Consider the following 23,883-nt stretch of genomic DNA (forward strand, 5'->3'; position numbering starts at 1 on the left):
TCCCATCATCATAGGTCCAATTGATAGTGAAGGTTCCTTGAGTATTATAAGTTAACGGATCTGTCGTTGTACCTGTGATTGTACCCGAACAAGTATCTATTGCTGTAGGAGCTGTAACTGATGCATCACATTCGCCAGTTACATCAGGTAGCGTAGCAACATCTGGAACAGGGGCGATGGTATCATCCACAATAACTGTCTGTGCTTGCGTAGAAGTATTTCCATTGCCATCATCATAGGTCCAATTGATAGTGTAGGTTCCTTGTGTATTATAAGTTAACGGATCTGTCGTTGTACCATTGATAGTTCCTGAACAATTATCTGTAGCTGTAGGAGCTGTAACCGTTGCAGAACATTCGCCAGTTACATTAGGTAAAGCAGCAACATCCGGAACAGGGGCAGAGGTGTCATCTACAATAACTGTCTGTGATTGCGTAGAAGTATTTCCATTGCCATCATCATATGTCCAATGGATAGTGTAGGTTCCTTGAGTATTATAAGTTAACGGATCTGTCGTTGTAGCAGTGATAGTTCCTGAACACGTATCTGTAGCTGTAGGAGCTGTCACTGTTGCGGAACATTCGCCGGTTACATTAGGTAAAGCAGCAACATCCGGAACAGGGGCAGAGGTGTCATCTACAATAACTGTTTGTGTTTGCGTAGAAGTATTTCCATTGCCATCATCATAGATCCAATTAATGGTATAGCTTCCTTGTGTATTATAAGTTAACGGATCTGTCGTTGTGCCTATGATTGTACCCGAACAAGTATCTGTTGCTGTAGGAGCTGTAACTGATGCATCACATTCGTCAGTTACATCAGGTAGCGTAGCAACATCCGGAACAGGGGCAGAGGTGTCATCTACAATAACTGTCTGTGGTTGCGTAGAAGTATTTCCATTCCCATCATCATAGGTCCAATTGATAGTGTAGGCTCCTTGAGTATTATAAGTTAATGGGTCAGTAGTTGTAGCAGTGATAGTTCCTGAACAATTATCTGTTGCTGTAGGAGCTGTAACCGTTGCAGAACATTCGCCAGTTACATTAGGTAAAATAGCAACATCCGGAACAGGGGCCGAGGTGTCATCTACAATAACTGTCTGTGATTGCGTAGAAGTATTTCCATTGCCATCATCATAGGTCCAATTGATAGTGAAGGTTCCTTGAGTATTATAAGTTAACGGATCTGTCGTTGTACCTGTGATTGTACCCGAACAAGTATCTATTGCTGTAGGAGCTGTAACCGTCGCAGAACATTCGCCAGTTACATTAGGTAAAGCAGCAACATCCGGAACAGGGGCGATGGTATCATCCACAATAACTGTCTGTGCTTGCGTAGAAGTATTTCCATTGCCATCATCATAGGTCCAATTGATAGTGTAGGTTCCTTGTGTATTATAAGTTAACGGATCTGTCGTTGTACCATTGATAGTTCCTGAACAATTATCTGTAGCTGTAGGAGGGGTTAAAGTAGTGACTTCGCATTGTGCCGTTACATCAGGAAGTGTTGCTACATCCGGAGTTGGTGCTGTATTATCTACCACAGTTACAGTGGCTTCACACGAATCAGAACCAACATCATAGGTCACTGTAAGGGTGACTGTATTATCACCAATATTAGAACAATCAAAAGAATTTGGTGAAATACTATATGTTATATCACCACTTTCTGTGCTACCATCATTAATATCTTCAAAACCGATGGTAGCGTTACCAGTCAGGTCTAAATATACTGTAATATCTTTACATTGTGCATTTGCTATTGCATCTGCTACATCATTCACCAATATGGAATGACTACTCTTTATTGAGTTCCATTCACTATCTGTATTAGTGTTAAGGCTATATAATCGATTGAGATTATTATCTTTTATGATTTCTTCATCCAATTTTAGAAACGCACTAAAGCTTATTAAAGCAGTGGCGGTTAATAGCATAGAAATTGTAATTTTTTTAATCATAACACTAGATTTTATCAGGAATCGTAATAGCAATTTTTATAGGTAACAAATCATTTTTATGAAATGAATCCAATTATATTTTATATCATTGAACATCATTTAAGGGCTAAGGTTCAATTTGGTATTTTTTATTAATGTTATATAATACTACATATCAATAATTTAACAAATATAGAACCTTAAAAGTTATTTTCAAACAAAAAACATCGATAAAGTGCAAATTTATATCGATGAAGCGTTTTTTTTTGTAGTTGAAATAATTTTTAATTATGTTCTACAATAGCTCGTAACATGCGATTTTACTTATAGTTCGCAATCTTATTCGAATTTGTTGTACGTGGTAATGAGGTTGTTATGAAGAGTATAAAATAGGTGTTTTAAACACTAATTAGCCCTTTAAATACATAATTTTTCATTAACAATAGAAGCCTTAGATCTTAAAAGACCATTATAAAAACTTCATTTTCAACGTTTTTAAGCCAGAACAAATTCTAAAGATTGGTTATACTAATCAAAATGTTTCTTTAGTTTTCAATAACTTTATACTTAGAGACTTAAAGTCTTGTTTTTTTAATAAAATATTAATAATTCAATAGGGTGTCGCGAATATAGCTAATAGGCGAGATAGTTCATTAAAAATCCGTTGAATAGCATAAAATATCTTTGTATGAACTATCAGTAAATTAGGGGGTTAGAAGCTAAATGTTACTTGCTGTTCAGTTTTTAATACTTATATTTTAAATTAAAACTATTTTTCCCATTTTATGGCTAATTTCTTTCCTTATAGAATGGGCTTATTAACTAACAGTAATAAGGTATTGTAAGTGTGATTTGTAGTCGTTTTAATAGGGCTTAAAAGGAATGAGTTTTATTTATCCCGATCAAATAGAAGATTATGAGTAATGTGGTATTTCGAATACTCAAATTCACAAAAAAAAACCGCCAGAGAATAAAATCTATAGCGGTTTTTTAATTGTGTTTTTTAGCTCCGATTAATTCGATAAGAACTTATAATGTCTTTGAGTTGAAGTTTTAAGTCTTCTCCAGTATCAAAAACCATTTGTTCGTTACTTGGAAAACGGACTTGTCGTGCTCGCAAAAGATCCCTATCTTCTTTGTTTAAAGCGCGTTTATCTCCAGAAAATTTCCCAAAGATATTTTCAAAAACAAACCCACTATCAATAGTAAAAGTATCAAGAATCTGTTTCTGCTTTAAATCTTTATAGACCACATCAGCAATGACTTGTGCTGACTTCGTTTGTAATACTTCTAAAAATCGAGCTTTTACAGTAACAATCTTATCTATTTTAATATCATTTCCAAGACTGTCTTTTCTAACGTTCCCATGTCTGTCTAAATCGTATTCCCATCCATCTACAATTTCTTTCTCACGTAACAACTGACGTTCATTAACACGTTCTGGCGAAATGTTTATTTGCTTCAATTGCAATTGCATGGCAAAATCATAATCTAAGGAATCATCTGGTCTGGCGTGATATGTGGTCCAAAATTGATTTAAACCATAGGTATTAAAATCTAACAAATCAGCTTCCAAACGTTGCGGAATAATTTGATCTGTTTGATTTTCAATAGACACTAAAACATAATCTATACCTTTATAATGAGCTTCTTTAATTAAATTTCTGTTCTCCTCAAAATTTGGATTAATCTGTTCTATATATGTGAAAATCTCATGAGCTTTTCTCGCATTCAACTTGTCATTTGAATCTAATAAAGCAATACCTTGATTGATTAAATAATCAGAGGTTTTATATCTGTAGTCAACAATATCTGCACTGTAGTCATTAAACTTTAGTTTCAATGTTTTACCATTGATTTTTAATGGCATCACACGTTTAATAGCTTGTTGTCTCGCTTCTAAATCAGTGTATATAGTGTAGATGGTTTTGAACTGTTCAGGGTTACCATCTTTTTTAAGCTGCTTGATCGTTTCAAGATCCTCATCCAAAGCTTTGTAATACGCTTCTTTAAGTAGAGCAATATAATCTTGTTTACGCTTCTTGTTCTTGTTATTCTCAAGCTTTCTCAATGCCTCAGAAATAGCCTGGTCGTAATTACCATGACTAATAGCGCTTTCCATTTGTTTTTTGGCACTACAAGATATTAGTACCGAAACAAGGACTGTTAAAAGTAAAATTCGTTTCATAATCTTGTATTTTAAGAGGTTAATATTTTTAACATTTTCAATTTTGATGCCAAAGTATAAATGTTTTGTTAATTCCATAAGTTTTAAATGAATAAATTATAGAAAAGAGACTAATTATAGTCAAATTATAGCAGGAACAAATCCCGAACTTTTTCAAATATCACTTATAAATCTCATCTATATTTTTGTTTCTTTGCAGTCCAATCCACAGCGATGTTTAATACGGAAAATAATTGTTTTCATTCTCTAGAAAATCAGGCTTCGGAAGCGCTTCCGGAACAATTCACCTTCCCGTTTTATTATACACCAAATCCGCTATGCGTAACAGCCGCTAACGAGGTCAAAGCTTATTTAGAAAATCAGAATGATTTTGAACATAACTTCGGATTAGATCCTTCAAAACAAGGTTTAAAAATTGGCAAAATGTTCGGAGTTATGGTTGTGTTAACCGCTGAAGGACAATTGGGTTACCTCACGGCTTTTTCAGGAAAACTAGCTAAAAGCAATCATTTAAAAGGATTTGTGCCACCGATTTATGATACCTTAAACACTAATGGGTTTTATAAACAAGGTGAAGCCGTATTAAATGCATTAAATGCAGAAATTGATGCTCTTGAAAATAAACCTAAAATCGAAAAAGCGCACTTAAAATTAGAACAAATAAAGCTTGAAAGTTCTAAGGTGCTTGAAGATTTCAAACTAAATGTGAGATCTAATAAACGAAAACGAAAACAATTAAGAGTAGAGGCAGAGCAGTGCATGACTTCTTCTGAACTTGAAGTAGTTCTTGAACAGTTAAAACAAGAAAGTATACAATCTAATATCGATTTAAAATACTTAAAGTTGAAATGTGAAGCAGATATTAGAGCCGCCGAAAAACAATTAGATGCGTTATTGCAGCCCATTGAAGCTCTAAAGCAAGAACGAAAATCTTTATCTGCTCGATTACAAAAGGAAATCCATAATCAGTATCACTTTCTGAATGCTAAAGGAGAAGAAAAAGATCTGATTTCTATTTTTAAGGCTACAGATTTAGGACAACCGCCTGCAGCGGCAGGAGAATGTGCCGCTCCAAAATTGTTTCAGTATGCCTATGAGAATAACTTTAAGCCTGTGGCCATGGCTGAGTTTTGGTGGGGCTCTTCACCTAAATCAGAAGTACGTAGGCATGGACAATTTTATCCCTCATGTCGTGGTAAATGTGAGCCGATTTTAGGTCATATGATGCAAGGTTTGACTGTTGAAGCTAATCCAATTGAATCGGCCGGAAAGTTTTCGGGTGACTTAGAAATTATCTTTGAAGATGATTTTCTTCTTCTCGTAAATAAACCTCATGAGTTTTTATCCGTGCCTGGAAAGACTATAAAAGATTCGGTTCTAACACGAATGCAAGTTTACTTACCTGAGGCCACGGGACCTTTATTATTGCACCGCTTAGATATGTCCACCTCAGGATTATTATTGGTCGCTAAAAATGAACGCACACACAAAAAGCTTCAAAAACAATTTATTGATCGCAAAGTGAAAAAGCGTTATGTCGCTTTATTGAATGGTGTAATAGCCTCAAAAGAAGGGACTATCGATTTACCACTTCGTGTGGATTTAAACAATCGTCCAAGGCAGTTGGTATGTGATGAACATGGAAAACAAGCTAAAACCAACTATGAAGTCCTTAGTATTGAAAATAACAAAACCAGAATTCATTTTTATCCCATCACAGGAAGAACACATCAATTGAGAGTCCACGCAGCACATCATAAAGGTTTGAATACTCCAATTGTTGGAGATGATTTATACGGAATGCCATCGAATCGTTTACACCTTCATGCTGAAACGTTAAGTTTTGAACATCCGGTAAAACGAGAATGGGTAAGTTTTACATGTGAAGCCCCTTTTTAAAGCACTCGGTTTCTACATTTTGTTTGGGTTGTGAAGGTCTTTCAAACAACAAAATCCTTCTATTCTAACAAGGTTAATACTCTGAGCATCTCCATGTCATCTCTGTGAAACTCTGCGTAATAACTTTTCAAATAGTAGAATTAAATCATCAACAAAATTAATACTCAGTGCGTCTCTGTGTCTCCTCCGAGCAACTCTGCGTAATATCACATTAAAAGGTAGAGATTAAACTTCTAAAAATTAAAACTCTGTGAGTCTTCATGTCACCTCTGTGAAACCCTGCGTAGTAACTTGTCAAATAGTAGAATTGAATCATCAACAAAATTAATACTCAGTGCATCTCTGTGTCGCCTCCGAGCAACTCTGCGTAATATCACATTAAACCGTAGAAATTAAACTTCTAAAAAATTAAAACTCTGTGAGTCTCCATGTCACCTCTGTGAAACTCTGCGTAATAACTTTTCAAATAGTAGAATTGAATCATCAACAAAATTAACACTCAGTGCATCTCTGTGTCGCCTCCGAGCAACTCTGCGTAATATCACATTAAACGGTAGAAATTAAACTTCTAAAAATTAAAACTCTGTGAGTCTCCATGTCACCTCTGTGATACTCTGCGTAATAACTTTTCAAATAGTATAATTAAATCATCAACAAAATTAACACTCAGTGCGTCTCTGTGTCTCCTCCGAGCAACTCTTCGTAATATCACTTTAAACCTTAGAGATTAAACTTCTAAAAAATTAAAACTCTGTTAGCCTTTGTGCTTCCTTCGAGCAACTCTGCGTAACAACCCATCAATCAAAAAAAGGAAGACATCCATCCGTAGATTTCAGTCTTCCTTTTAACAGGTATTAGTGTATATTTATTTTTTCTTCTTCTTAGGATTGAAGATTGGTAATAATTGGGTCTTTACAGATCCAAATCCAATTCTAGTACCATCCTTCTCACAATAACCTCTCATAATAACGGTATCGTAATCGTTGATAAACTTACGCTCTGTGCCATCTTTCATTTTTAAAGGTTTTGTGCCTTTCCAGCTCAATTCTAACATCGAACCGTAAGAATCTTCCGTTGGACCAGAAATAGTACCACTTCCCATCATGTCTCCTGAATTAACTGGACAACCATTAACGGTATGGTGAGCTAATTGTTGTGCCATATTCCAGTACATATATTTGAAGTTCGATTTACAAACTGTTGCTTCCTTAGCACCTTTTGGCTGAATACCAACTTCTAAATTAATATCGAAACTCTTTTTACCTTTAGTTTGTAGATATTCTAATGGTTTAGGATCTTGCTTAGGACTTTCTACCCTAAATGGTTCTAAAGCATCTAAAGTTACAATCCATGGTGACATAGAAGAGGCGAAACTTTTCCCTAAAAATGGGCCTAATGGGACGTATTCCCATTTTTGAATATCTCGAGCCGACCAATCATTGAATAATACCAATCCGAAGATGTACTCTTCAGCTTCTTCAATAGGAATTGGTTCCCCTAAGTCATTTGCATCCGTAGTGATAAAAGCCATTTCCAATTCGAAATCCACTAATTTTGATGGTCCAAAAACAGGCTTGTCAGCACCTTCTGGCATAGTTTGTCCTTGTGGACGATGAATAGGAATTCCTGAAGGAATAATAGAAGAACTTCTTCCGTGATAACCTACCGGCATATGTACCCAGTTAGGTAATAAGGCGTTGTTAGGATCTCTAAACATAGTACCTACATTAGTAGCATGCTCTTTACTTGCATAGAAATCTGTATAATCACCAACTTGAATTGGCAATTGCATTTCAATTTCATCCAAGCGGAATAAAATGGTTTCTTTATGAGGTATATTATTTTTTAAGGTATCATTTTCAGCATCAAAAATCTCAGCGATTCTGTTTCTTACTAAGCGCCAAGTTTTTCTACCGTCAGCGATAAAATCGTTTAGCGTGTCTTGCAGAAAAATATCGTCTGTTAACGGAATGCCTTCAAAATAGCCTAACTGATGTAAAGCACCTAGGTCAATTGCAGTATCTCCAATTCGTGTTCCAATAGTAATTATATCATCCCTTGTAAGAAAAACACCAAAGGGAATGTTCTGAATTGGGAAATCGGAGTTTTTACCAACGTGTAACCACGAGGTACGATCTGGATTGTTAGCTGATATTGGCATATGATTTTGTTGATTAAATGTTCATTAATTTCATTCAAACCTACATAAATTTTGATATTTAAACTAATGTATTCACTATTTTTGTCTTGATTTAACAACAACTTTAAATATGGAACGCGACGAACAAATTTTTGAACTCATTCAAGCCGAAAAAGAACGCCAGATTGATGGTATAGAATTAATAGCCTCAGAGAACTTTGTGAGCAATCAAGTGATGGAAGCAGCAGGTTCTGTTTTAACCAACAAATATGCTGAAGGTTATCCTGGAAAACGTTACTATGGAGGCTGCGAAGTGGTAGACGAAGTAGAGCAGATTGCTATTGATAGAGCCAAGACACTGTTTGGAGCTGCTTATGCAAACGTACAACCTCACTCAGGAAGTCAAGCAAACACAGCGGTGTATCATGCCTGCTTAAATCCAGGTGATACCATTTTAGGTTTTGACTTGTCTCATGGTGGACATTTAACTCATGGGTCTTCTGTAAACTTTTCAGGTAAATTATACAGACCAACATTTTATGGTGTAAAGAAAGACACAGGTCTTATTGATTACGATATGTTAGCGGATCAAGCGCAAAAGGAAAAACCAAAAATGATTATTGCAGGTGCTTCTGCTTATTCTCGTGATATGGATTTTGCGAAATTCAGAGAAGTAGCCGATAGTGTAGGTGCCGTTTTATTAGCGGATATTTCACATCCTGCGGGATTAATTGCAAAAGGAATTCTTAACGACCCAATGCCTCATTGTCACGTTGTAACAACGACCACTCATAAAACCTTAAGAGGACCAAGAGGTGGTATGATTATGATGGGCGAAAATATTGATAATCCATTTGGAATTAAATTGAAGAATGGTAATTTACGTAAAATGTCTAGCCTTTTAGATTCCGGTGTATTCCCAGGAAATCAAGGAGGACCATTAGAACATATTATTGCTGCTAAAGCCATTGCTTTTGGTGAAGCTTTAACGGATGAGTTTATGCATTATATGTTACAAGTGAAGCATAACGCCGAGGCCATGGCAAAGGCTTTTGTAGCTAAGGATTATAATTTAATTTCTGGAGGAACAGATAATCACATGATGCTTATCGACCTTAGAAATAAAAATATTACAGGTAAAGATGCTGAAAACGCTTTAGTAAAAGCAGATATTACCGTAAACAAAAACATGGTTCCGTTTGATACTGAATCGCCATTTGTAACTTCTGGTATTAGAATTGGAACACCAGCCGTAACCACACGAGGTTTAAAAGTAGAGGATATGGCTTATGTGGTAGATCTTATTGATGAAGTTCTTAAGAATCATGATAACGATACGGTTCTTGAAGGAATCGGTAAAAAAGTAAATGAACTCATGAGTGGACGTGCATTGTTTAATGCTTAAAGCTTGAAGTTTATAAAGATTTAAAAAGCCTTTCAATTTAGTTTGAAAGGCTTTTTTATGTGCTATCTGTTAATCGAGCATCAGCTGTTTAACTGCAATTATGACCTATTGTAATTATTCTAAGAAAAAGATGGTAGACCTATAAATTACACGTATTCTATTCATCAAAAGTTGTGTAATTATAAGCGCCAATATCAGGATTAGATCCATCTCGCGGTTGACCTAAAATATCATAACCAGCAGGCGATAGGGCTAAGGCCTGGCCTTTAGCTCCAGAAACTTGTCCAATATGCATTAGGTTTTCATACGGATCTTGAAAATCTGGAAGTTGATTAAATATATTAGATACATAAAACGTCGGGTCATCAAAAATATAATTTCCGTTGCCTTCAAGATTGTTATTATCGAATCTCAATAGGTTATTTGTGAAATTAAAGTTGAAAACATCACCTTCATTTTCCAATAAAAACTCAGGATTATCATTTCCGTAGATGATACAATTGGTAAAGTTAGCTTCAATTAAATCATTAGTAATAATAGTATTGTTCGCATCCACGATAAAATCATTTAAGAGTAGGGCAGGGAATTGTCTAAAACTATTATTCCAATAATTAGCAATGGTACAATGTGTAAAGTTATATTTTCCACCAAAGGTTCCGGCGAAAGACGATTGTCCACAATTGTTAATCACTACATTTTCTGCTGTAATCGAAGTCGCTCGTCCTAATAAACCAAAACTACTTGCATTATAAATTTGAGAATTAGTAATCGTTAATTTATCATTAGTTGTATTTTGATTGCCTTCAGCAAGAACGCCAATCGTTGCATTTTTTATAGTGGCATAATTAATAGTATTATTTACACTTCCGTTAAACAACCAAATGGTTCCCCATTGTCCAGGAATGTTTTCGTATAAAGGTTCTAAACGATCTCCTTCTAAAATTACTTCGTTTTCTAAAGTTTCTTGATCTGTACTCAGCGATCCATTAATGTTTAGCGACCCATTATCAGTTACAATAATTCCGGAGTCGGCATGAAAATGAACACGTGCACCAGCTTCCATGGTTAAAGTTTTACCCGCGCCAACACCTGCATAACCATAAATAACATAGGGTTTCTCGTTAGTAAACGTCAGTTCTTCATCGGTGAGAAAACGACCTTGTAAAGTAGTTTCATCGTCTGTGCCATCACCATCAACATCAAAGACTAAAGTTTCAATAATACCTGTGTTTTCGTCTTTATTTGGATATATAAAAACCGCATCCTTAACTAAGGTGACCACATCGACATCTTGTTGATTGCTCCCAGAATCAAATAGAATTTTATCGGTATATAAGAATTGATTTTCTAAAGCGCCTAAAGTTGAAATATCTATTGTGGTTTCAATAAATATGAATAAACTGTCTTTAGCTAAAAGTTCAACGTTTTCAAATAGTTTTCCTTCTTGAGCACCTTGTAATCCTGTAGAACCATCAATATTCATTCGGTATAAAGAATTGATTCCATTTTCAAATTGAATGCTTGGAATTACGATATCGTCATTACTGCGATTATATACTTTTAAGTTATAGGTACTTGAGCCAATAGTTGAAAAAACCGTGTCTAGATAAATCGTGTCTTTGGCAAATTCTAGGTTTCCTTTACTTGGTGTAAATTCAAAATCGTTTCGGCATGAACTCCAAAACATCAAAATTCCAAAACAAAGTAAGAATGACAACAATCGTTTCATAATAGGTAATTATAATTAAGGCTTAAAAATATAACTTTTGAAGTTAGGATTAATAATGAAAGTCTAGATATTTCCTGAATCTCTGTTTCCTTTAGATATTCTTATGGTAGACCGAAAAACGAGTCACTATTAAGTTTATATGGAATTCGGTCAATTATAGAATTGGACTAATCTTTATTTATATTTTCTTGTCCGTACTCTTCCAACAAAATTAAAAATAATTGACTACTCAATACGAGTTCTTCTAGTAATTGCATTTTCTTTTCCTCTTTTAACAGCTCGGAACTGATTTGTCTCCCTTCGCAAAAATCATAGAACAAATGCACTCTATCTTCTGGAATTTCTAAGCTTTCTGTAACCAATTGTTTATTAAAAAACGAACTGTTATCGAAAAGCGAGTCCAATTGCTTATAGGTAATAGGTTGGTAGACTGGATCTCGTTTTTTGTTCTTTTTGAAAAGTTTTACCACAGCACCAATTAGATAAACTAAATCTACACCGTAGGTTGCGTTTTCTGGTAAATATAAATGAGGATTATTTTTTATGTCGGCTTTAATTAACTCTTGGAGTTCGTAATTATAGGTGTCTTGATGGAATATGGGTTGTTTAGCTTCTTCTTTAACTTCTACTTCATCTAATTCGGTTAGAATTTCCTTCAGTTCGAAAACAGCGAGATCTTCAAAATGAGATGGTTTTAATCTAATGGTTTTCCCATGATAAAAAACGGATTCAAAATAAATGCTATCGTTTACTTTGGCCACTAAACTAAAAAGACCTTCTTCGTCTGAAATTGTAAAGCGATTTTGGGTTTTATTGTGAATCTTAATATTTTTTACAATGCCGTTGGCATCATAAACAATTCCTTTTAATGTTTGGGCATATTGAAGGGTAGGCAAACAAAAAAGTAAGACAAAGAAAATAAGTTGACGCATGGTTGGTGTTCATTGGTATCATAAAGAAATAAGAATCCATTGAAACACAATCATGTATTACAAAAACTTTAACCTAAGAAAATGTTAATTAAAAAAGTTCAGAAATAACTGGAGGGATACGAGTTGGTCTTAATGTTGTGGTATCAATAAGGCACCATTTTGTTTTAGACAATACAACTAATTGCTCTGTTTTAGCATTAATAATTTCGACGTGTCTTATGGTGCTTACACCATCAACCTTCGGGACATAGGTCTTTAAAATAAGTTGGTCTCCTAACAATGCTTGACTTTTGTATTCGATATAATGATTCACTAAAAACCAAGCATAGCTTTCTAAAATTTCTGGTGTAGCATAAGCCAGCCAATGGTCTTTGGCAATATCTTGAACCCATTGCACATAACGCACATTGTTGACGTGGTTTAAGTCGTCAAGGTCGTCTTCTGTGACGGTTATTGTTTTTTCAAAAACTTGCACTTTTTCTGTTTTAACTTAAAAGGTTGCTTCTATAAATTTTATTCTGTGAACGATTGGAATAAAAAGAATAACCCTTTAATAATAGATTATCTTTTTTCCAATAACAACTAATAATCTATTGCTTCTTTATTTTAACTTCAAAAAGTTTGTCCCAGTTTTTTCCAGTGACGAAAATAGTGCCACGCTCTGGGTGGTAGGCGATACCATTTAATACATCAAGTTCTGGATGTTGTGTTACTAACTTTCTTAAAGGTTTAAAATCGATAACACCTTCAACACCACCAGTTTTTGGATCAATAATTACCACACCGTTGCGTTGGTAGATATTTGCATATATTTTCCCGTCTATCCACTCCAATTCATTGAGATTAGGAATTTTCCCTTTTTCGGTATATACTTCAATATGTCCACTTTCTGAAAAGTCATTTGGATCTACAAAATAGATTTTTTCTGTTCCATCAGATTTATAAAGAATCTCACCATCATTACAAATTCCCCAACCTTCTTTACTTGTACCATAATTAAACGTGTGAAGTTTTTCAAAGGTATTTACATCGTAAACAAAACCACGTTTGGCTTGCCATGTTAACTGATAGATTTTATCGTTTAGAACGGTTAAGCCTTCACCAAAATAAGCATCATCTAAATTGATGTTTTTTAAAACCTCTCCAGTTTCAAAATTCACTTTTCTCAGTTTTGATTTTTTACGTTGCCCTGTACTTTCATAGAGGTCTCCATTATAAAACTCCAAGCCTTGAGTATAAGATGTAATATCATGCGGATAGGTATTAATGATTTCGTAGGTATAATAAGTAGGAATAATATTATTGTATACCAAAATAGTCTGGGTAATCGTTTCTGTTTTGTCGCCGTAATTAACTACAGCTGTAATTTCTTTCTCTCCTAAAGTAATATCAGATAGAATGCTATTCACTTCAATTGGCTCCCCATTAAGTTGATAAGTTACTTTTGTAACTTCATGTTGCTTAGGATTATTTAAAGATAACTTTAAGGTATCTCCAAGCATATAAGATTTTGCAGACAATTTAAGAGATAATCCAGATTGTTTTGAAGCATTAGTGTCGCCACAATTTGTGATAAATAGGGCTAATGTTAAGAGAATGAAATATTTACGAAACTCCATGTTGTCAATTTTATTTTAGAGCAAGTTATTAAATAAAAATCAGTTTAAAAATCTATGTTAAAACATTGCGAAAGTATGAAAAGATAGTATCTTTGCAGCGGGCAAGTCCTACACAACCAGCTCCTGTTGAATCCTCCAGGGCGGGAACGCAGCAAAGGTAGATGGTCGTAGCGGTGTGATGTAGGTAGCTTGCCTTTTTTTGTACACAAAATTGAAATCTTGAATGCTTAGGCGGTTCGAGATTTTTTTGTTTAAAGTAGGTTCTAGTCATAGCTGAATTCTGACTTTAAACGTTTACTAATTTAGGAATTTGTATTTTCGATATTGAAATTTATAAGTAATTATGTCTAAAGTTGTATTAATAACAGGCGGATCATCTGGAATAGGAAAGTCTGTTGGTGAGTTTCTTCAAGCTAAAGGAATCAAAGTTTATGGAACAAGTAGAAATCCGAAAAACTATCCGAACAGTAAATTTCCAATTGTGGCTTTAGATGTAACGCAGCCTGAAACCATTTCAAAATGTATTTCTGAAGTCATAGAGAAAGAATCTAGAATTGATGTGCTCCTGAATAATGCGGGAGCTGGAATCACAGGTCCTATTGAAGAAATTCCTGATGCAGAAATTAAACGCAACTTCGAGACCAATTTCTTTGGCCCTATAAATGTAATTAAAGCGGTTTTACCAACGATGCGAAAGCAAAATGCGGGTTTAATTATAAATGTAACTTCAATTGCTGGCTATATGGGTTTACCTTATAGAGGTGTGTATAGTGCTAGTAAAGGGGCTTTGGAATTAATTACCGAAGCTTTTAGAATGGAATTGAAAGATTTCAATATAGTTATGACGAATGTGGCGCCAGGAGATTTTGCTACTAATATTGCTGCAGGACGCTATCATGCGCCGGTTTTAGATGACTCACCATATCGAGAGGTTTATGGGAAAACATTGAGATTAATGGATGAACATGTGGATAGTGGAGGAGATCCTAAACAAATGGCGGAAGCTATTTATAAGATCATTGAAACCAAAAACCCAAAAATTCACTATAAGGTGGGAGCATTTATGCAGAAGTTCTCCATCATTTTAAAACGAATTCTTCCGGATAAAGTTTATGAGAAGATGTTAATGAACCACTATAAGCTATAAGTGTATCTCTTTTAAACTCTGTTGTTAATATATTCTAAGAAATCATTTCTATAAATGAGGCTTAAAGTCGTAAATTCGCGACAACATAAAACACAACATTCAAAACAAGTTTTACTATGAAATTTTTTATCGATACAGCAAACTTAGAGCAGATTAAAGAAGCTCAAGATATGGGTATTTTAGATGGTGTTACTACAAACCCATCGTTAATGGCTAAAGAAGGCATTACAGGAACAAATAATATATTAAAGCATTATGTTGACATTTGCAATATTGTAGATGGAGATGTTTCTGCTGAAGTTATTTCAACTGATTTTGAAGGTATGGTAAGAGAAGGTGAGGCCTTGGCTGAACTTCACGATCAAATTGTGATTAAATTACCTATGATTAAAGATGGTATTAAAGCTTGTAAATATTTTTCAGATAGAGGAATTAAAACAAATGTAACTTTAGTATTCTCTCCAGGTCAAGCCTTATTAGCAGCAAAAGCTGGTGCTACTTATGTATCGCCATTTATTGGTCGTTTAGATGATATCTCTACCGATGGTTTAAATCTTATTGCAGAGATTCGTCATATCTATGATAACTATTCTTTTGATACAGAAATCTTAGCAGCGTCAGTGCGTCATACTATGCATGTTATAGACTGTGCTAAATTAGGAGCAGATGTTATGACAGGTCCTTTAAGTTCAATCACAGGATTATTAAATCACCCTTTAACTGATATTGGTTTAGAGAAATTCTTAGCTGATTATAAAAAAGGAAATTAATAAAGATATTATCCGTTTAGATTTTATATTCTACAGAAAAACTAAGCAGATTTAGATTATTTAGAAAGAGCATCTTGTTGTACAATAAGATGCTTTTTTTCTAGCAATTCTTCAAGGGTTTCATTGAAATCTGAGCTAAAGATGTTTGCATTAGCATCTAGTATAATACCATTTTCATCAACAATAATACATTTGTTAAGATAATTAACCGCAAGTGTTTTACGCGCTTGCTTAGAGTTCTTAAACTTAAATTCGTTTACTGTTGGGAAGTTATAATTATCAATAATATTCTTCCAGAACTTATCGTCATTATCGTTAACGTTAATTGAGATGAAGTCCATTTGTGGGAATCTTAGCTTCAACTTATCTACCATATAATGACTATTTCTATACTGCGATTTTGAGTTTGAAGACCAGAAATAGATAATTGTTGGTTTGTTGATGATTGAAGTGATAAAGTGCTCTGTATCGTTATAATTTACTAATGAAATATTCGGTAAAGGATTTCCTTGACGTAAGAGCTTTAATGAAGACACCAAATCTTGCATATATATTTTGTCTTCTTCATTGGTTGTCTTCGCTAAATAATGTTCGAGAAGTTCATTAGCTTCATTCTCTGTGTGATTATGGCTAATAAATTCTCTTGCCTTATACTTTAATAAGTTGTTCTTAATGCCTTTATCTGTAATGATACTATCAATCAAATCTAGTTTAGACTTGTTATAGTTCATCGCATGTCTATTAAACTTACTGTGATATTCATGATTTTTATAATAATCTTGGATAGCCAAGTTATCTATATGAGAAAATAAAAATCTATTATAGGCGAAAAACTGACTTAAATGGCTGGCATTATAATCGATGTGCTTTCTATGCTCGTAAAATTCTTCAGGTAAATCTTTTACGTGAATTAGTTTATTATTTCCGAAATAAGCGAAAGGATAGATTTCTTTATCGGCATAAGAGCTATAATTTATATTCGCTTTGATTATAGATTGAAAAAATTCTGATTCTTTATTATGATTTAAAAACTCTTGAAATTCATCCAATTGTTGAAGCTTGCGTTTTTCAACAAAAGCATTAAAATCTTCAGGTTCCATTTTTGCATATTTCACCAAGTTTTTTGCCTCTTTTTCGTTGGATAAATAGGTTTTTAAAAGGTAGTTATTCTTCCTTGCTCCAATTCCAGTAAACACTAAAGACTCATCAAAATCGTATGTATTTAGTCGAAACATAATACTGTCTTTTGGTTCTAACAATAACATTTGATATTCGCCACCATGAGTGATAGAATACAGTCCTGGTTCAAGATTATCGATCTTATGAATAAATCTATTGTTATTGTCTAAGGTCAGTGAGTCAACAATTTTCCCTTTAGTATTGTAAAGGAGTACATTTTTATTTTTCGGATTAATAATTTCCCCTCCAATATACGCATAGCTACTTTTCTTACTTAGGTCAACTTGACAACCGTAGGTAGTAGATAATAAAGTGAGGGCAAAAACTATACGTCGTAACATAAAATGGCTAAATATGGGTTTAATAGAACAAAAATATAGGTTGTAAGGCGTATCTCTTGTTAAGGCCTCGTTAAAACTTAAGAGATTATTTGACTGAAAGTCAGTAAGTCTAACAATTCAATTTCACAGAATTTATAATTTGATGATAAATCGTGTGAAATGTCATGTTTTAAGGATATTTTATGATTCCTGATTCAGTTATATAGGAGAAATTGTGTTTATTTTTCTACTTTTGCATTCTCAAAAAATTACCTTAAAATATTATTAAGGCAACAGTTTAAAGTTATAAGATATGTTATCAGTTTCTAATCTTTCGGTTCAATTCGGAAAGCGCGTACTTTTTGATGAAGTAAGCACTACATTTAATAATGGCAATTGCTACGGAATTATTGGTGCCAATGGTGCGGGTAAATCTACATTTTTAAAAATTATCGCGGGAAAAATGGACCCTACGTCTGGATCTGTTCATTTAGAACCGGGAAAACGTATGTCTGTCCTAGAACAAAACCATAATAAGCATGATGAGGATACAGTTTTAGAAACGGTTTTAAAAGGAAATAAGCCTTTATATAAATTAAAAACTCAGATTGATGCACTTTATGCCGATTATACGGATGAGAATGCTGAAAAGATTGGTGAGCTTCAAGTGCAGTTTGAAGAAATGAATGGTTGGAATGCAGATAGTGATGCTGCAGCCATGTTATCTAACTTAGGTATAAAGGAAGAGCACCATTATACTTTGATGAAGGATTTAGATGGTAAGCAAAAAGTACGTGTGTTATTAGCACAAGCTTTATTTGGAAATCCTGATTTGTTAATCATGGATGAGCCTACCAACGACTTAGATTATGAAACAATCTCCTGGTTAGAAAACTTCTTAGCGAATTACGATAACTGTGTCATAGTAGTATCTCACGATAGACACTTTTTAGATGCCATTTGTACGCATATTTCGGATATTGACTTTGGGAAAATTACCCATTTCTCAGGGAACTATACATTCTGGTATGAGTCGTCTCAATTAGCGGCAAAACAACATGCGCAACAAAACAAAAAGGCTGAAGAGAAGAAAAAGGAGTTAGAAGAATTTATTCGTCGTTTCTCAGCGAACGTAGCAAAATCAAAGCAAGCTACGAGTAGAAAGAAAATGATTGAAAAATTAAACATTTCAGATATTAAGCGTTCTAGTCGTCGTTATCCTGCCATTATTTTTGAACGAGATCGTGAAGCAGGAGATCAAATTTTAAATGTTCAAGGTTTGGCCGCAAGTTTAGATGGGGATATTCTTTTTAAAGATATTGATATTAACTTGAATAAAGGTGATAAAGTAGTTGTGTACTCAAAAGATTCTAGAGCAACTACAGCGTTCTATCAAATTTTAAATGGTAAAGAACAGCCTGATGCAGGAAAGTTTGATTGGGGCGTAACAACGACACAGTCTTATTTACCACTAGATAACAGTGAGTTTTTTGATAACAAATTAACTCTAGTTGATTGGTTACGTCAATGCGCAACAACAGAAGAAGAACGAGAAGAAGTTCATATTCGTGGTTTCCTTGGAAAGATGATATTTAGTGGGGAAGAAGCCTTAAAAACTTCTGACGTATTATCTGGAGGAGAAAAGGTACGTTGTATGCTAAGTAGAATGATGATGATGAGAGCTAACGTATTAATGTTAGACGAGCCAACTAACCACTTAGACTTGGAAAGTATTACAGCGTTTAACAACTCATTAAAAAACTTCAAAGGCACGATATTATTAACAACGCACGATCATGAGTTTGCGCAAACTGTTGGTAATAGAATCATCGAATTAACTCCAAATGGTGTTATTGATCGTTATATGACGTTTGATGAGTATATGAGTGACAAAAAGATAAAAGAACAACGCGATAAGATGTATGCGGTAAATGCATAATTATATTGTTGTTGACTGTATTTAACACAGTAAAATCATATACATAAAAAAGTTGGTGTTTTTTAGACACCAACTTTTTTATTTTTGAATTGTTTTAAACGAATTAGACTAGTGAATTAAGCTTCTCTAAATTTATAAAACAACTATATGATATCCTTCAATCGCAGATTTTCTATGATTCTGAAGAAGCTTCCATATCAGATTTGACTTGAGCGACAATTTCAAGTGCTTTCTTCAATTCATCATTATGCACATATATTTCTTGAATACCTTGGCTCATTGAGCCGTACCCGGCTAAACGTTGTGACTCTCCTTCATCTTTAATAATGGGAACAATACCAATACGTTCTAATTCATCTTTAATACGAATGGCTAAAATAAAATTACCGTAATAAACTTTGGTGTATTCTGAAGTACTCATACAAATGGGTTTTAATTATATAGTAAGTTACAAAAAAGATAAGTATGATGCACTATTATTTTTATAGTTAGGTTTTATAATATTTACTATCCCAAATCGCATGATTAAAGTTTTTACCCGTAGCTAAGCCGTAGTATATGACCAGACCACCGATCATATTAAATATGAATAAAAAAATGACCCCTGCTTGAGAGGAAGTGTCTTGATTTCCAAAAAAACCGTCAGGAATTAGTCCTGTCACAAAAATGCTTACCAATAATGTTGTAATCGCAAGGTTTTCTATGTTTTTAAAAGGATGCATTAATAATTTTCGAAATGGATGTAAATCATTTCCCCATTTATGAATTAAAAAATAGTATCCGTTTCCAATGGGAGCAAAGAGTAGAGGGTCGTCTGCATTTTCAAGTTTAAACAGTTTACTAGGCGCTACTATTTTAAAACCTTGGAGGTCTGTTTTATGAGTTTTTTCTAACTGTTTAATCTTAATAATGGCTTCATAAGGTAATTCGCCTTTAAAATATTTGGTATCTAAAAAACGCAATCTATAATCTATACATATCGACTTGATTTGATCGATATGAAAGATGTTTTTCGTGTCTAATAACTCGAACTTAAATTGGTTACAGCTCGAAGTTTGGTCTGATGATAAGGCCTCATAGATTTTACGGTCTTTAGCATCATCTTGTTCTAAAATGGTGCGTACATCATTTAAAATCGCTATTTCATTTTGTTGCTTTCTTTTCAACAACTGTAGCTGCTCTTCAACATTTGTTCTCTTAAAAACCATGATTTTTACTTTAAAAGTAAGAATCAATTATGTCATTTACAATAATTTAACAGTGGTCGATTTAATTTTTATTAATTAAAATAGGTTGAGAGTCATGTAATTAAATGCAAAAAACCACGTCATTCTCAAAAGAACAAAGTGGTTTTATTGTGTTTTATATAATCCTATAATTTTAGATTGAGTTTTTACTTCAAGCTTCATATAGGTAAAAAGTTAAAGCGTAATAACGCTTTATCTGGATTGACTTATTGTAGAGATTTAGGTGTCAATTGAACCCATTACACGTTTCATAAACGCATTTAACGCTTCCTTCTTTGGGCTGCCTTCTTTCACCATCTTATTCACTTCTAAAGCACCATACATATTGGAAATAACTTCACCAATAACGTCTAGTTCTTCATCTTTTAATGAAGGTAGCTCTGTTAAGTATTCCAAAGTCTCAAGCGTTTCAATGATATAATCTTCATCGTTCTTCTCGATGAATTCCGTTAAATGCTTAATTACAGGTAGCTTCATAATTAAATTACTTCTTCAACAAGTTCCTTTAAAACATCGAACTTATTCGTTTGTACTTGGCCTTTAAATTCGCCATTTTTAAATGTAGCAAATGTTGGTAAATTGTCAACCGTTGCTAATTTTCTACTTTCAGGAAATTTTTCAGCATCTGCAATAACGAATGTTGCATTTTCATGCTCTGTTGCTAATTTCTTAAATCTTGGTTTCATAATTCGACAATTACCACACCAACCTGCAGAATACTGTACAATTACGGTATCGTTTCCTGATATTATGTCTTGTAAATTGTCTTTTTCTAATTCTTGTATCATAATCTTGTCGTGTTTTAATTAGTGATGCGAGTCTGTTCTTTCAACAGACTCGCAATACTAATGTGAGTTATTAGTGAGTAGATAAGTATGCAGCTGTACCTTTGGCGCTAGCTTCCATTGCATCTTTTCCTTCTTCCCAGTTTGCTGGACAAACCTCACCTTTTTGTTGTACGTGAGTTAAAGCATCTACAATTCTTAAGTATTCATTTACATTTCTACCTAAAGGCATGTTGTTAATGCTTTCGTGCTGAATTGTTCCTTCTTCATCGATAATATAAGTCGCTCTGTAAGTTACGTTATCTCCTTCTACAGTAAGAAGTCCTGTTTCTTCATCATAGCTTTCATTAAAGATGTCTAAAATTCCTAATGCTGATGCTAAGTTACGGTTAGAATCTGCTAAGATTGGATATGTAACACCCTCAATTCCACCATCGTCTTTTGCTGTGTTTAACCATGCAAAGTGAACTTCAGCAGTATCACAAGATGCACCAATTACAATAGTGTTTCTTTTTTCGAACTCACCTAATGCTTCTTGAAACGCGTGTAACTCTGTTGGACATACAAAAGTAAAGTCTTTTGGGTACCAAAATAACACAACTTTCTTGTTGTTATTTTTTGCTTCCTCAAGAACGTTCACTCTAAAAGTTTCGCCCATCTCGTTCATTGCGTTTACCTCTAAATCTGGAAATTGTCTTCCTACTAATGCCATATTATTATAGTTTTAAATTGTTAATTTTTTTCTATAACAAATATAAGTTTCATTAGTGAAATTATCAGCCAAACCTAATTCTTAAATTTTATATGTTGATAGGTTTTAGCTATGAGAGACTTTTAAAGCTATAACTAAAAACTATTTACTAGCTATCATTTTGATTTTCACTCTGAAAGCAGCAAATAGGAGCGTGGTGAATGGACTTAACCAATTGAAAATGGCATATAGGAAGTATTCGCCAACACCTACGCCTAAAACTCCACTTTGATACGCGCCACAAGTATTCCATGGAATAAGTACTGACGTTACAGTTCCGGAGTCTTCAAGGGTTCGACTTAAATTTTCAGGAGCAAGTCCTTTATCTTCATAGGCTTGTTTAAACATTTTACCAGGAATAACAATAGCTAAATATTGATCAGAAGCGATAATATTTAAACCTAAACAACTCACTACGGTACTAGCAAACAAACCAAAAATTGTAGTAGCTACAGAGAGTAAAACCTTGGTAATTCTCGATAAAGCACCTATGCCATCCATGATTCCTCCAAAAACCATAGCACATAGAATTAGATAGATCGTCCATAGCATGCCATTCATACCGCCAGAGCTAAATAATTTCTTTAAACGCTTAATGGTGATTAATTTATCTAAATTTTCTGCTTTAGTTTGAGCAATTTTGGTATCGTTATAGTCGGTTGAAAAGAACTCGGTTAATGTCTTTGTAGTGTAAATGCCTTTTAAATCATCATCTGCAAAAACATTTTTAAGATTTTCGTCATTATTTATTTTCGCAATATCAGCTTCATTCAATGCAACTAAATAATCGTCTTCTTCAATTTGTATGCTTGTATCCGTTAATACTGAATTTACAATTGTTGAAGTAGAGGAGTCTGTTACTTTTTCTAAAAGAGGAGATTGAAAAACAAAGGCAAAAACGATGGCTAAAACAACACCAGAACTTAATGCAGCTAAAGGCTTTACCTTTAATAGAATCAGGCCAACTACTGCTATAGGTACTAAAAATAACCAAGGTGTGATATTGAAATAAGTATCAATAGTTTCAAGAATAAATGCAGTATCTGAACTCCCTGTAGGGTCAATATTTGCACTGATTATAGAGAATACGACTAAGGTAATTACAATGGTAGGCACGGTAGTAATGGCCATGTATTTTATATGCGTAAATAAGTCAGTACCAGCCATAGCAGGAGCAAGGTTAGTCGTGTCACTTAATGGCGACATTTTATCTCCAAAATAAGCACCCGAAATTACCGCACCAGCAATCATGCCTGGATTAATGCCTAAAGCTGTTCCAATTCCAACCAGAGCAATACCAACTGTAGCTGACGTAGTCCAAGAACTTCCTGTGGCAATAGAAATTACAGCGGCTATCACAACAGAAGCTGGTAAAAATATTTCTGGACTTAAAACCTGTAATCCATAATATACCATGGCGGGAATAACTCCACTAATGAGCCAAGTACCAGCTAGCGCGCCAACCAAAAACAAAATCATTATAGGAACAAATACACTTCTTAAATTTTCCCAGATTTCTTTCAGCATCATTTTAAGGGATACCTTATTAAATAAACCTACGATAGCAGCAACGCCTCCTCCTAATAAAAGAATTATTTGATTTGTATAAGCGCCAAACCACTCGTTATCCTCAACAAAAAAGATATTATAAGCAAGCATTCCCATTAATATCACAACAGGTATAAGAGCTTCAAAAATATTAAGTTCTTTATTGTCTATTATAGTTTGGTCTTCAACTTCAATGTTAGAGGATTCGTCGTTTTGCATTCTAATTTAGTTTGATGTTGTAATGTTACGATTTTGTAAAACCATATGCAAATGGATTAAACAGGTTGCATTTGGCTACAATAAAAAACGGTTAGGAACTTAATTGTTTATAAGAACCTAACCGTAA

Annotated in this window: 19 protein-coding genes and 1 other RNA gene; 6 read left to right on the forward strand and 14 right to left on the reverse strand. The window is 34.0% G+C overall.

All coding sequences use genetic code 11. The annotated features are described in order from the left end of the window. Together DFQ11_RS15160 and DFQ11_RS05625 are read right to left on the reverse strand one after the other, a co-directional pair. A partial coding sequence (locus DFQ11_RS15160) for an HYR-like domain-containing protein (RefSeq protein WP_449441477.1) occupies window positions 1-1,960 on the reverse strand: 1,960 nt, incomplete at its 3' end. Between the two features lie 982 nt (window positions 1,961-2,942). Next, the gene (locus tag DFQ11_RS05625) at window positions 2,943-4,127 is read right to left on the reverse strand and encodes a hypothetical protein (RefSeq protein WP_229791266.1); all 1,185 of its coding nucleotides are present in this window, start codon (window positions 4,125-4,127) and stop codon (window positions 2,943-2,945) included. A gap of 213 nt (window positions 4,128-4,340) precedes the next feature. Here DFQ11_RS05625 and DFQ11_RS05630 point away from each other — a divergent pair, with 213 nt between their 5' ends. After that, on the forward strand, window positions 4,341-6,026 hold the full coding sequence (locus DFQ11_RS05630) for an RluA family pseudouridine synthase (RefSeq protein ID WP_110474896.1): 1,686 nt from the start codon (window positions 4,341-4,343) through the stop codon (window positions 6,024-6,026). An 865-nt stretch (window positions 6,027-6,891) separates the two neighbouring features. On the opposite strand, the gene fahA is transcribed toward DFQ11_RS05630, so the two are convergent. Next, the gene (gene fahA, locus DFQ11_RS05635) at window positions 6,892-8,187 is read right to left on the reverse strand and encodes a fumarylacetoacetase (protein WP_110474897.1); all 1,296 of its coding nucleotides are present in this window, start codon (window positions 8,185-8,187) and stop codon (window positions 6,892-6,894) included. 109 nt (window positions 8,188-8,296) lie between these two features. Between fahA and glyA the strand changes: the two genes are divergently transcribed. Then, entirely contained in the window at window positions 8,297-9,571 is a 1,275-nt protein-coding gene (glyA, locus tag DFQ11_RS05640; RefSeq protein WP_110474898.1) for a serine hydroxymethyltransferase, read from the forward strand. 157 nt (window positions 9,572-9,728) lie between these two features. Here the strand turns inward: glyA and DFQ11_RS05645 are convergent, their stop codons facing one another. From DFQ11_RS05645 to DFQ11_RS05660, 4 genes are all read right to left on the reverse strand, one after another. After that, entirely contained in the window at window positions 9,729-11,300 is a 1,572-nt protein-coding gene (locus DFQ11_RS05645; protein WP_110474899.1) for a right-handed parallel beta-helix repeat-containing protein, read from the reverse strand. 167 nt (window positions 11,301-11,467) lie between these two features. Continuing rightward, window positions 11,468-12,232 carry a hypothetical protein gene (locus tag DFQ11_RS05650; protein WP_110474900.1) on the reverse strand — a complete coding sequence of 255 codons (765 nt, stop codon included), beginning with the start codon at window positions 12,230-12,232 and terminating at the stop codon, window positions 11,468-11,470. A gap of 88 nt (window positions 12,233-12,320) precedes the next feature. Next, on the reverse strand, window positions 12,321-12,707 hold the full coding sequence (locus DFQ11_RS05655; protein ID WP_110474901.1) for an acyl-CoA thioesterase: 387 nt from the start codon (window positions 12,705-12,707) through the stop codon (window positions 12,321-12,323). A gap of 115 nt (window positions 12,708-12,822) precedes the next feature. Continuing rightward, the gene (locus tag DFQ11_RS05660) at window positions 12,823-13,851 is read right to left on the reverse strand and encodes a glutaminyl-peptide cyclotransferase (protein WP_110474902.1); all 1,029 of its coding nucleotides are present in this window, start codon (window positions 13,849-13,851) and stop codon (window positions 12,823-12,825) included. Between the two features lie 99 nt (window positions 13,852-13,950). Between DFQ11_RS05660 and ffs the strand changes: the two genes are divergently transcribed. From ffs to fsa, 3 genes are all read left to right on the forward strand, one after another. Further along, window positions 13,951-14,049, forward strand: an RNA gene (ffs, locus tag DFQ11_RS05665) — signal recognition particle sRNA small type. A 145-nt stretch (window positions 14,050-14,194) separates the two neighbouring features. After that, window positions 14,195-14,998: an SDR family oxidoreductase gene (locus DFQ11_RS05670; RefSeq protein ID WP_110474903.1), complete on the forward strand. Its 804-nt coding sequence runs from the start codon at window positions 14,195-14,197 to the stop codon at window positions 14,996-14,998. A gap of 116 nt (window positions 14,999-15,114) precedes the next feature. Next, window positions 15,115-15,768: a fructose-6-phosphate aldolase gene (fsa, locus tag DFQ11_RS05675; protein ID WP_110474904.1), complete on the forward strand. Its 654-nt coding sequence runs from the start codon at window positions 15,115-15,117 to the stop codon at window positions 15,766-15,768. Between the two features lie 56 nt (window positions 15,769-15,824). On the opposite strand, the gene DFQ11_RS05680 is transcribed toward fsa, so the two are convergent. Further along, the gene (locus DFQ11_RS05680; RefSeq protein WP_110474905.1) at window positions 15,825-17,288 is read right to left on the reverse strand and encodes a TlpA family protein disulfide reductase; all 1,464 of its coding nucleotides are present in this window, start codon (window positions 17,286-17,288) and stop codon (window positions 15,825-15,827) included. 292 nt (window positions 17,289-17,580) lie between these two features. On the opposite strand from DFQ11_RS05680, the gene DFQ11_RS05685 reads away from it, so the two are divergent. After that, on the forward strand, window positions 17,581-19,206 hold the full coding sequence (locus tag DFQ11_RS05685; RefSeq protein ID WP_110474906.1) for an ABC-F family ATP-binding cassette domain-containing protein: 1,626 nt from the start codon (window positions 17,581-17,583) through the stop codon (window positions 19,204-19,206). A 172-nt stretch (window positions 19,207-19,378) separates the two neighbouring features. Here DFQ11_RS05685 and DFQ11_RS05690 read toward each other — a convergent pair whose 3' ends face one another. The 6 genes from DFQ11_RS05690 to DFQ11_RS05715 form a co-directional block, all read right to left on the reverse strand. Beyond that, on the reverse strand, window positions 19,379-19,627 hold the full coding sequence (locus tag DFQ11_RS05690; protein ID WP_110474907.1) for a putative signal transducing protein: 249 nt from the start codon (window positions 19,625-19,627) through the stop codon (window positions 19,379-19,381). 67 nt (window positions 19,628-19,694) lie between these two features. Further along, window positions 19,695-20,414, reverse strand: coding sequence for a hypothetical protein (locus tag DFQ11_RS05695; protein ID WP_110474908.1), 720 nt, complete (start codon window positions 20,412-20,414; stop codon window positions 19,695-19,697). A 258-nt stretch (window positions 20,415-20,672) separates the two neighbouring features. After that, the gene (locus DFQ11_RS05700; protein ID WP_110474909.1) at window positions 20,673-20,930 is read right to left on the reverse strand and encodes a DUF6952 family protein; all 258 of its coding nucleotides are present in this window, start codon (window positions 20,928-20,930) and stop codon (window positions 20,673-20,675) included. 2 nt (window positions 20,931-20,932) lie between these two features. Continuing rightward, window positions 20,933-21,241 carry a thioredoxin family protein gene (locus tag DFQ11_RS05705; protein ID WP_110474910.1) on the reverse strand — a complete coding sequence of 103 codons (309 nt, stop codon included), beginning with the start codon at window positions 21,239-21,241 and terminating at the stop codon, window positions 20,933-20,935. Window positions 21,242-21,311: 70 nt separating this feature from the next. Continuing rightward, a complete protein-coding gene (locus DFQ11_RS05710; protein ID WP_110474911.1) occupies window positions 21,312-21,950 on the reverse strand; it encodes a peroxiredoxin in 639 nt (212 codons plus the stop codon). A 141-nt stretch (window positions 21,951-22,091) separates the two neighbouring features. Next, window positions 22,092-23,756 (reverse strand): Na+/H+ antiporter NhaC family protein, encoded by a 1,665-nt coding sequence (locus tag DFQ11_RS05715; RefSeq protein ID WP_110474912.1) that lies wholly within the window; start codon window positions 23,754-23,756, stop codon window positions 22,092-22,094. Between the last annotated feature and the right edge of the window lie 127 nt (window positions 23,757-23,883).

Source organism: Winogradskyella epiphytica, assembly GCF_003217215.1.
Lineage (GTDB): Bacteria > Bacteroidota > Bacteroidia > Flavobacteriales > Flavobacteriaceae > Winogradskyella > Winogradskyella epiphytica.

Bases quoted from the DNA above. Each gene is read 5' to 3' on its own strand.
- DFQ11_RS05625 (WP_229791266.1), bottom strand. From the start codon at position 4,127: ATGAAACGAATTTTACTTTTAACAGTCCTTGTTTCGGTACTAATATCT.
- DFQ11_RS05630 (WP_110474896.1), top strand. From the start codon at position 4,341: ATGTTTAATACGGAAAATAATTGTTTTCATTCTCTAGAAAATCAGGCT.
- fahA (WP_110474897.1), bottom strand. From the start codon at position 8,187: ATGCCAATATCAGCTAACAATCCAGATCGTACCTCGTGGTTACACGTT.
- glyA (WP_110474898.1), top strand. From the start codon at position 8,297: ATGGAACGCGACGAACAAATTTTTGAACTCATTCAAGCCGAAAAAGAA.
- DFQ11_RS05645 (WP_110474899.1), bottom strand. From the start codon at position 11,300: ATGAAACGATTGTTGTCATTCTTACTTTGTTTTGGAATTTTGATGTTT.
- DFQ11_RS05650 (WP_110474900.1), bottom strand. From the start codon at position 12,232: ATGCGTCAACTTATTTTCTTTGTCTTACTTTTTTGTTTGCCTACCCTT.
- DFQ11_RS05660 (WP_110474902.1), bottom strand. From the start codon at position 13,851: ATGGAGTTTCGTAAATATTTCATTCTCTTAACATTAGCCCTATTTATC.
- DFQ11_RS05670 (WP_110474903.1), top strand. From the start codon at position 14,195: ATGTCTAAAGTTGTATTAATAACAGGCGGATCATCTGGAATAGGAAAG.
- fsa (WP_110474904.1), top strand. From the start codon at position 15,115: ATGAAATTTTTTATCGATACAGCAAACTTAGAGCAGATTAAAGAAGCT.
- DFQ11_RS05680 (WP_110474905.1), bottom strand. From the start codon at position 17,288: ATGTTACGACGTATAGTTTTTGCCCTCACTTTATTATCTACTACCTAC.
- DFQ11_RS05685 (WP_110474906.1), top strand. From the start codon at position 17,581: ATGTTATCAGTTTCTAATCTTTCGGTTCAATTCGGAAAGCGCGTACTT.
- DFQ11_RS05690 (WP_110474907.1), bottom strand. From the start codon at position 19,627: ATGAGTACTTCAGAATACACCAAAGTTTATTACGGTAATTTTATTTTA.
- DFQ11_RS05695 (WP_110474908.1), bottom strand. From the start codon at position 20,414: ATGGTTTTTAAGAGAACAAATGTTGAAGAGCAGCTACAGTTGTTGAAA.
- DFQ11_RS05700 (WP_110474909.1), bottom strand. From the start codon at position 20,930: ATGAAGCTACCTGTAATTAAGCATTTAACGGAATTCATCGAGAAGAAC.
- DFQ11_RS05705 (WP_110474910.1), bottom strand. From the start codon at position 21,241: ATGATACAAGAATTAGAAAAAGACAATTTACAAGACATAATATCAGGA.
- DFQ11_RS05710 (WP_110474911.1), bottom strand. From the start codon at position 21,950: ATGGCATTAGTAGGAAGACAATTTCCAGATTTAGAGGTAAACGCAATG.
- DFQ11_RS05715 (WP_110474912.1), bottom strand. From the start codon at position 23,756: ATGCAAAACGACGAATCCTCTAACATTGAAGTTGAAGACCAAACTATA.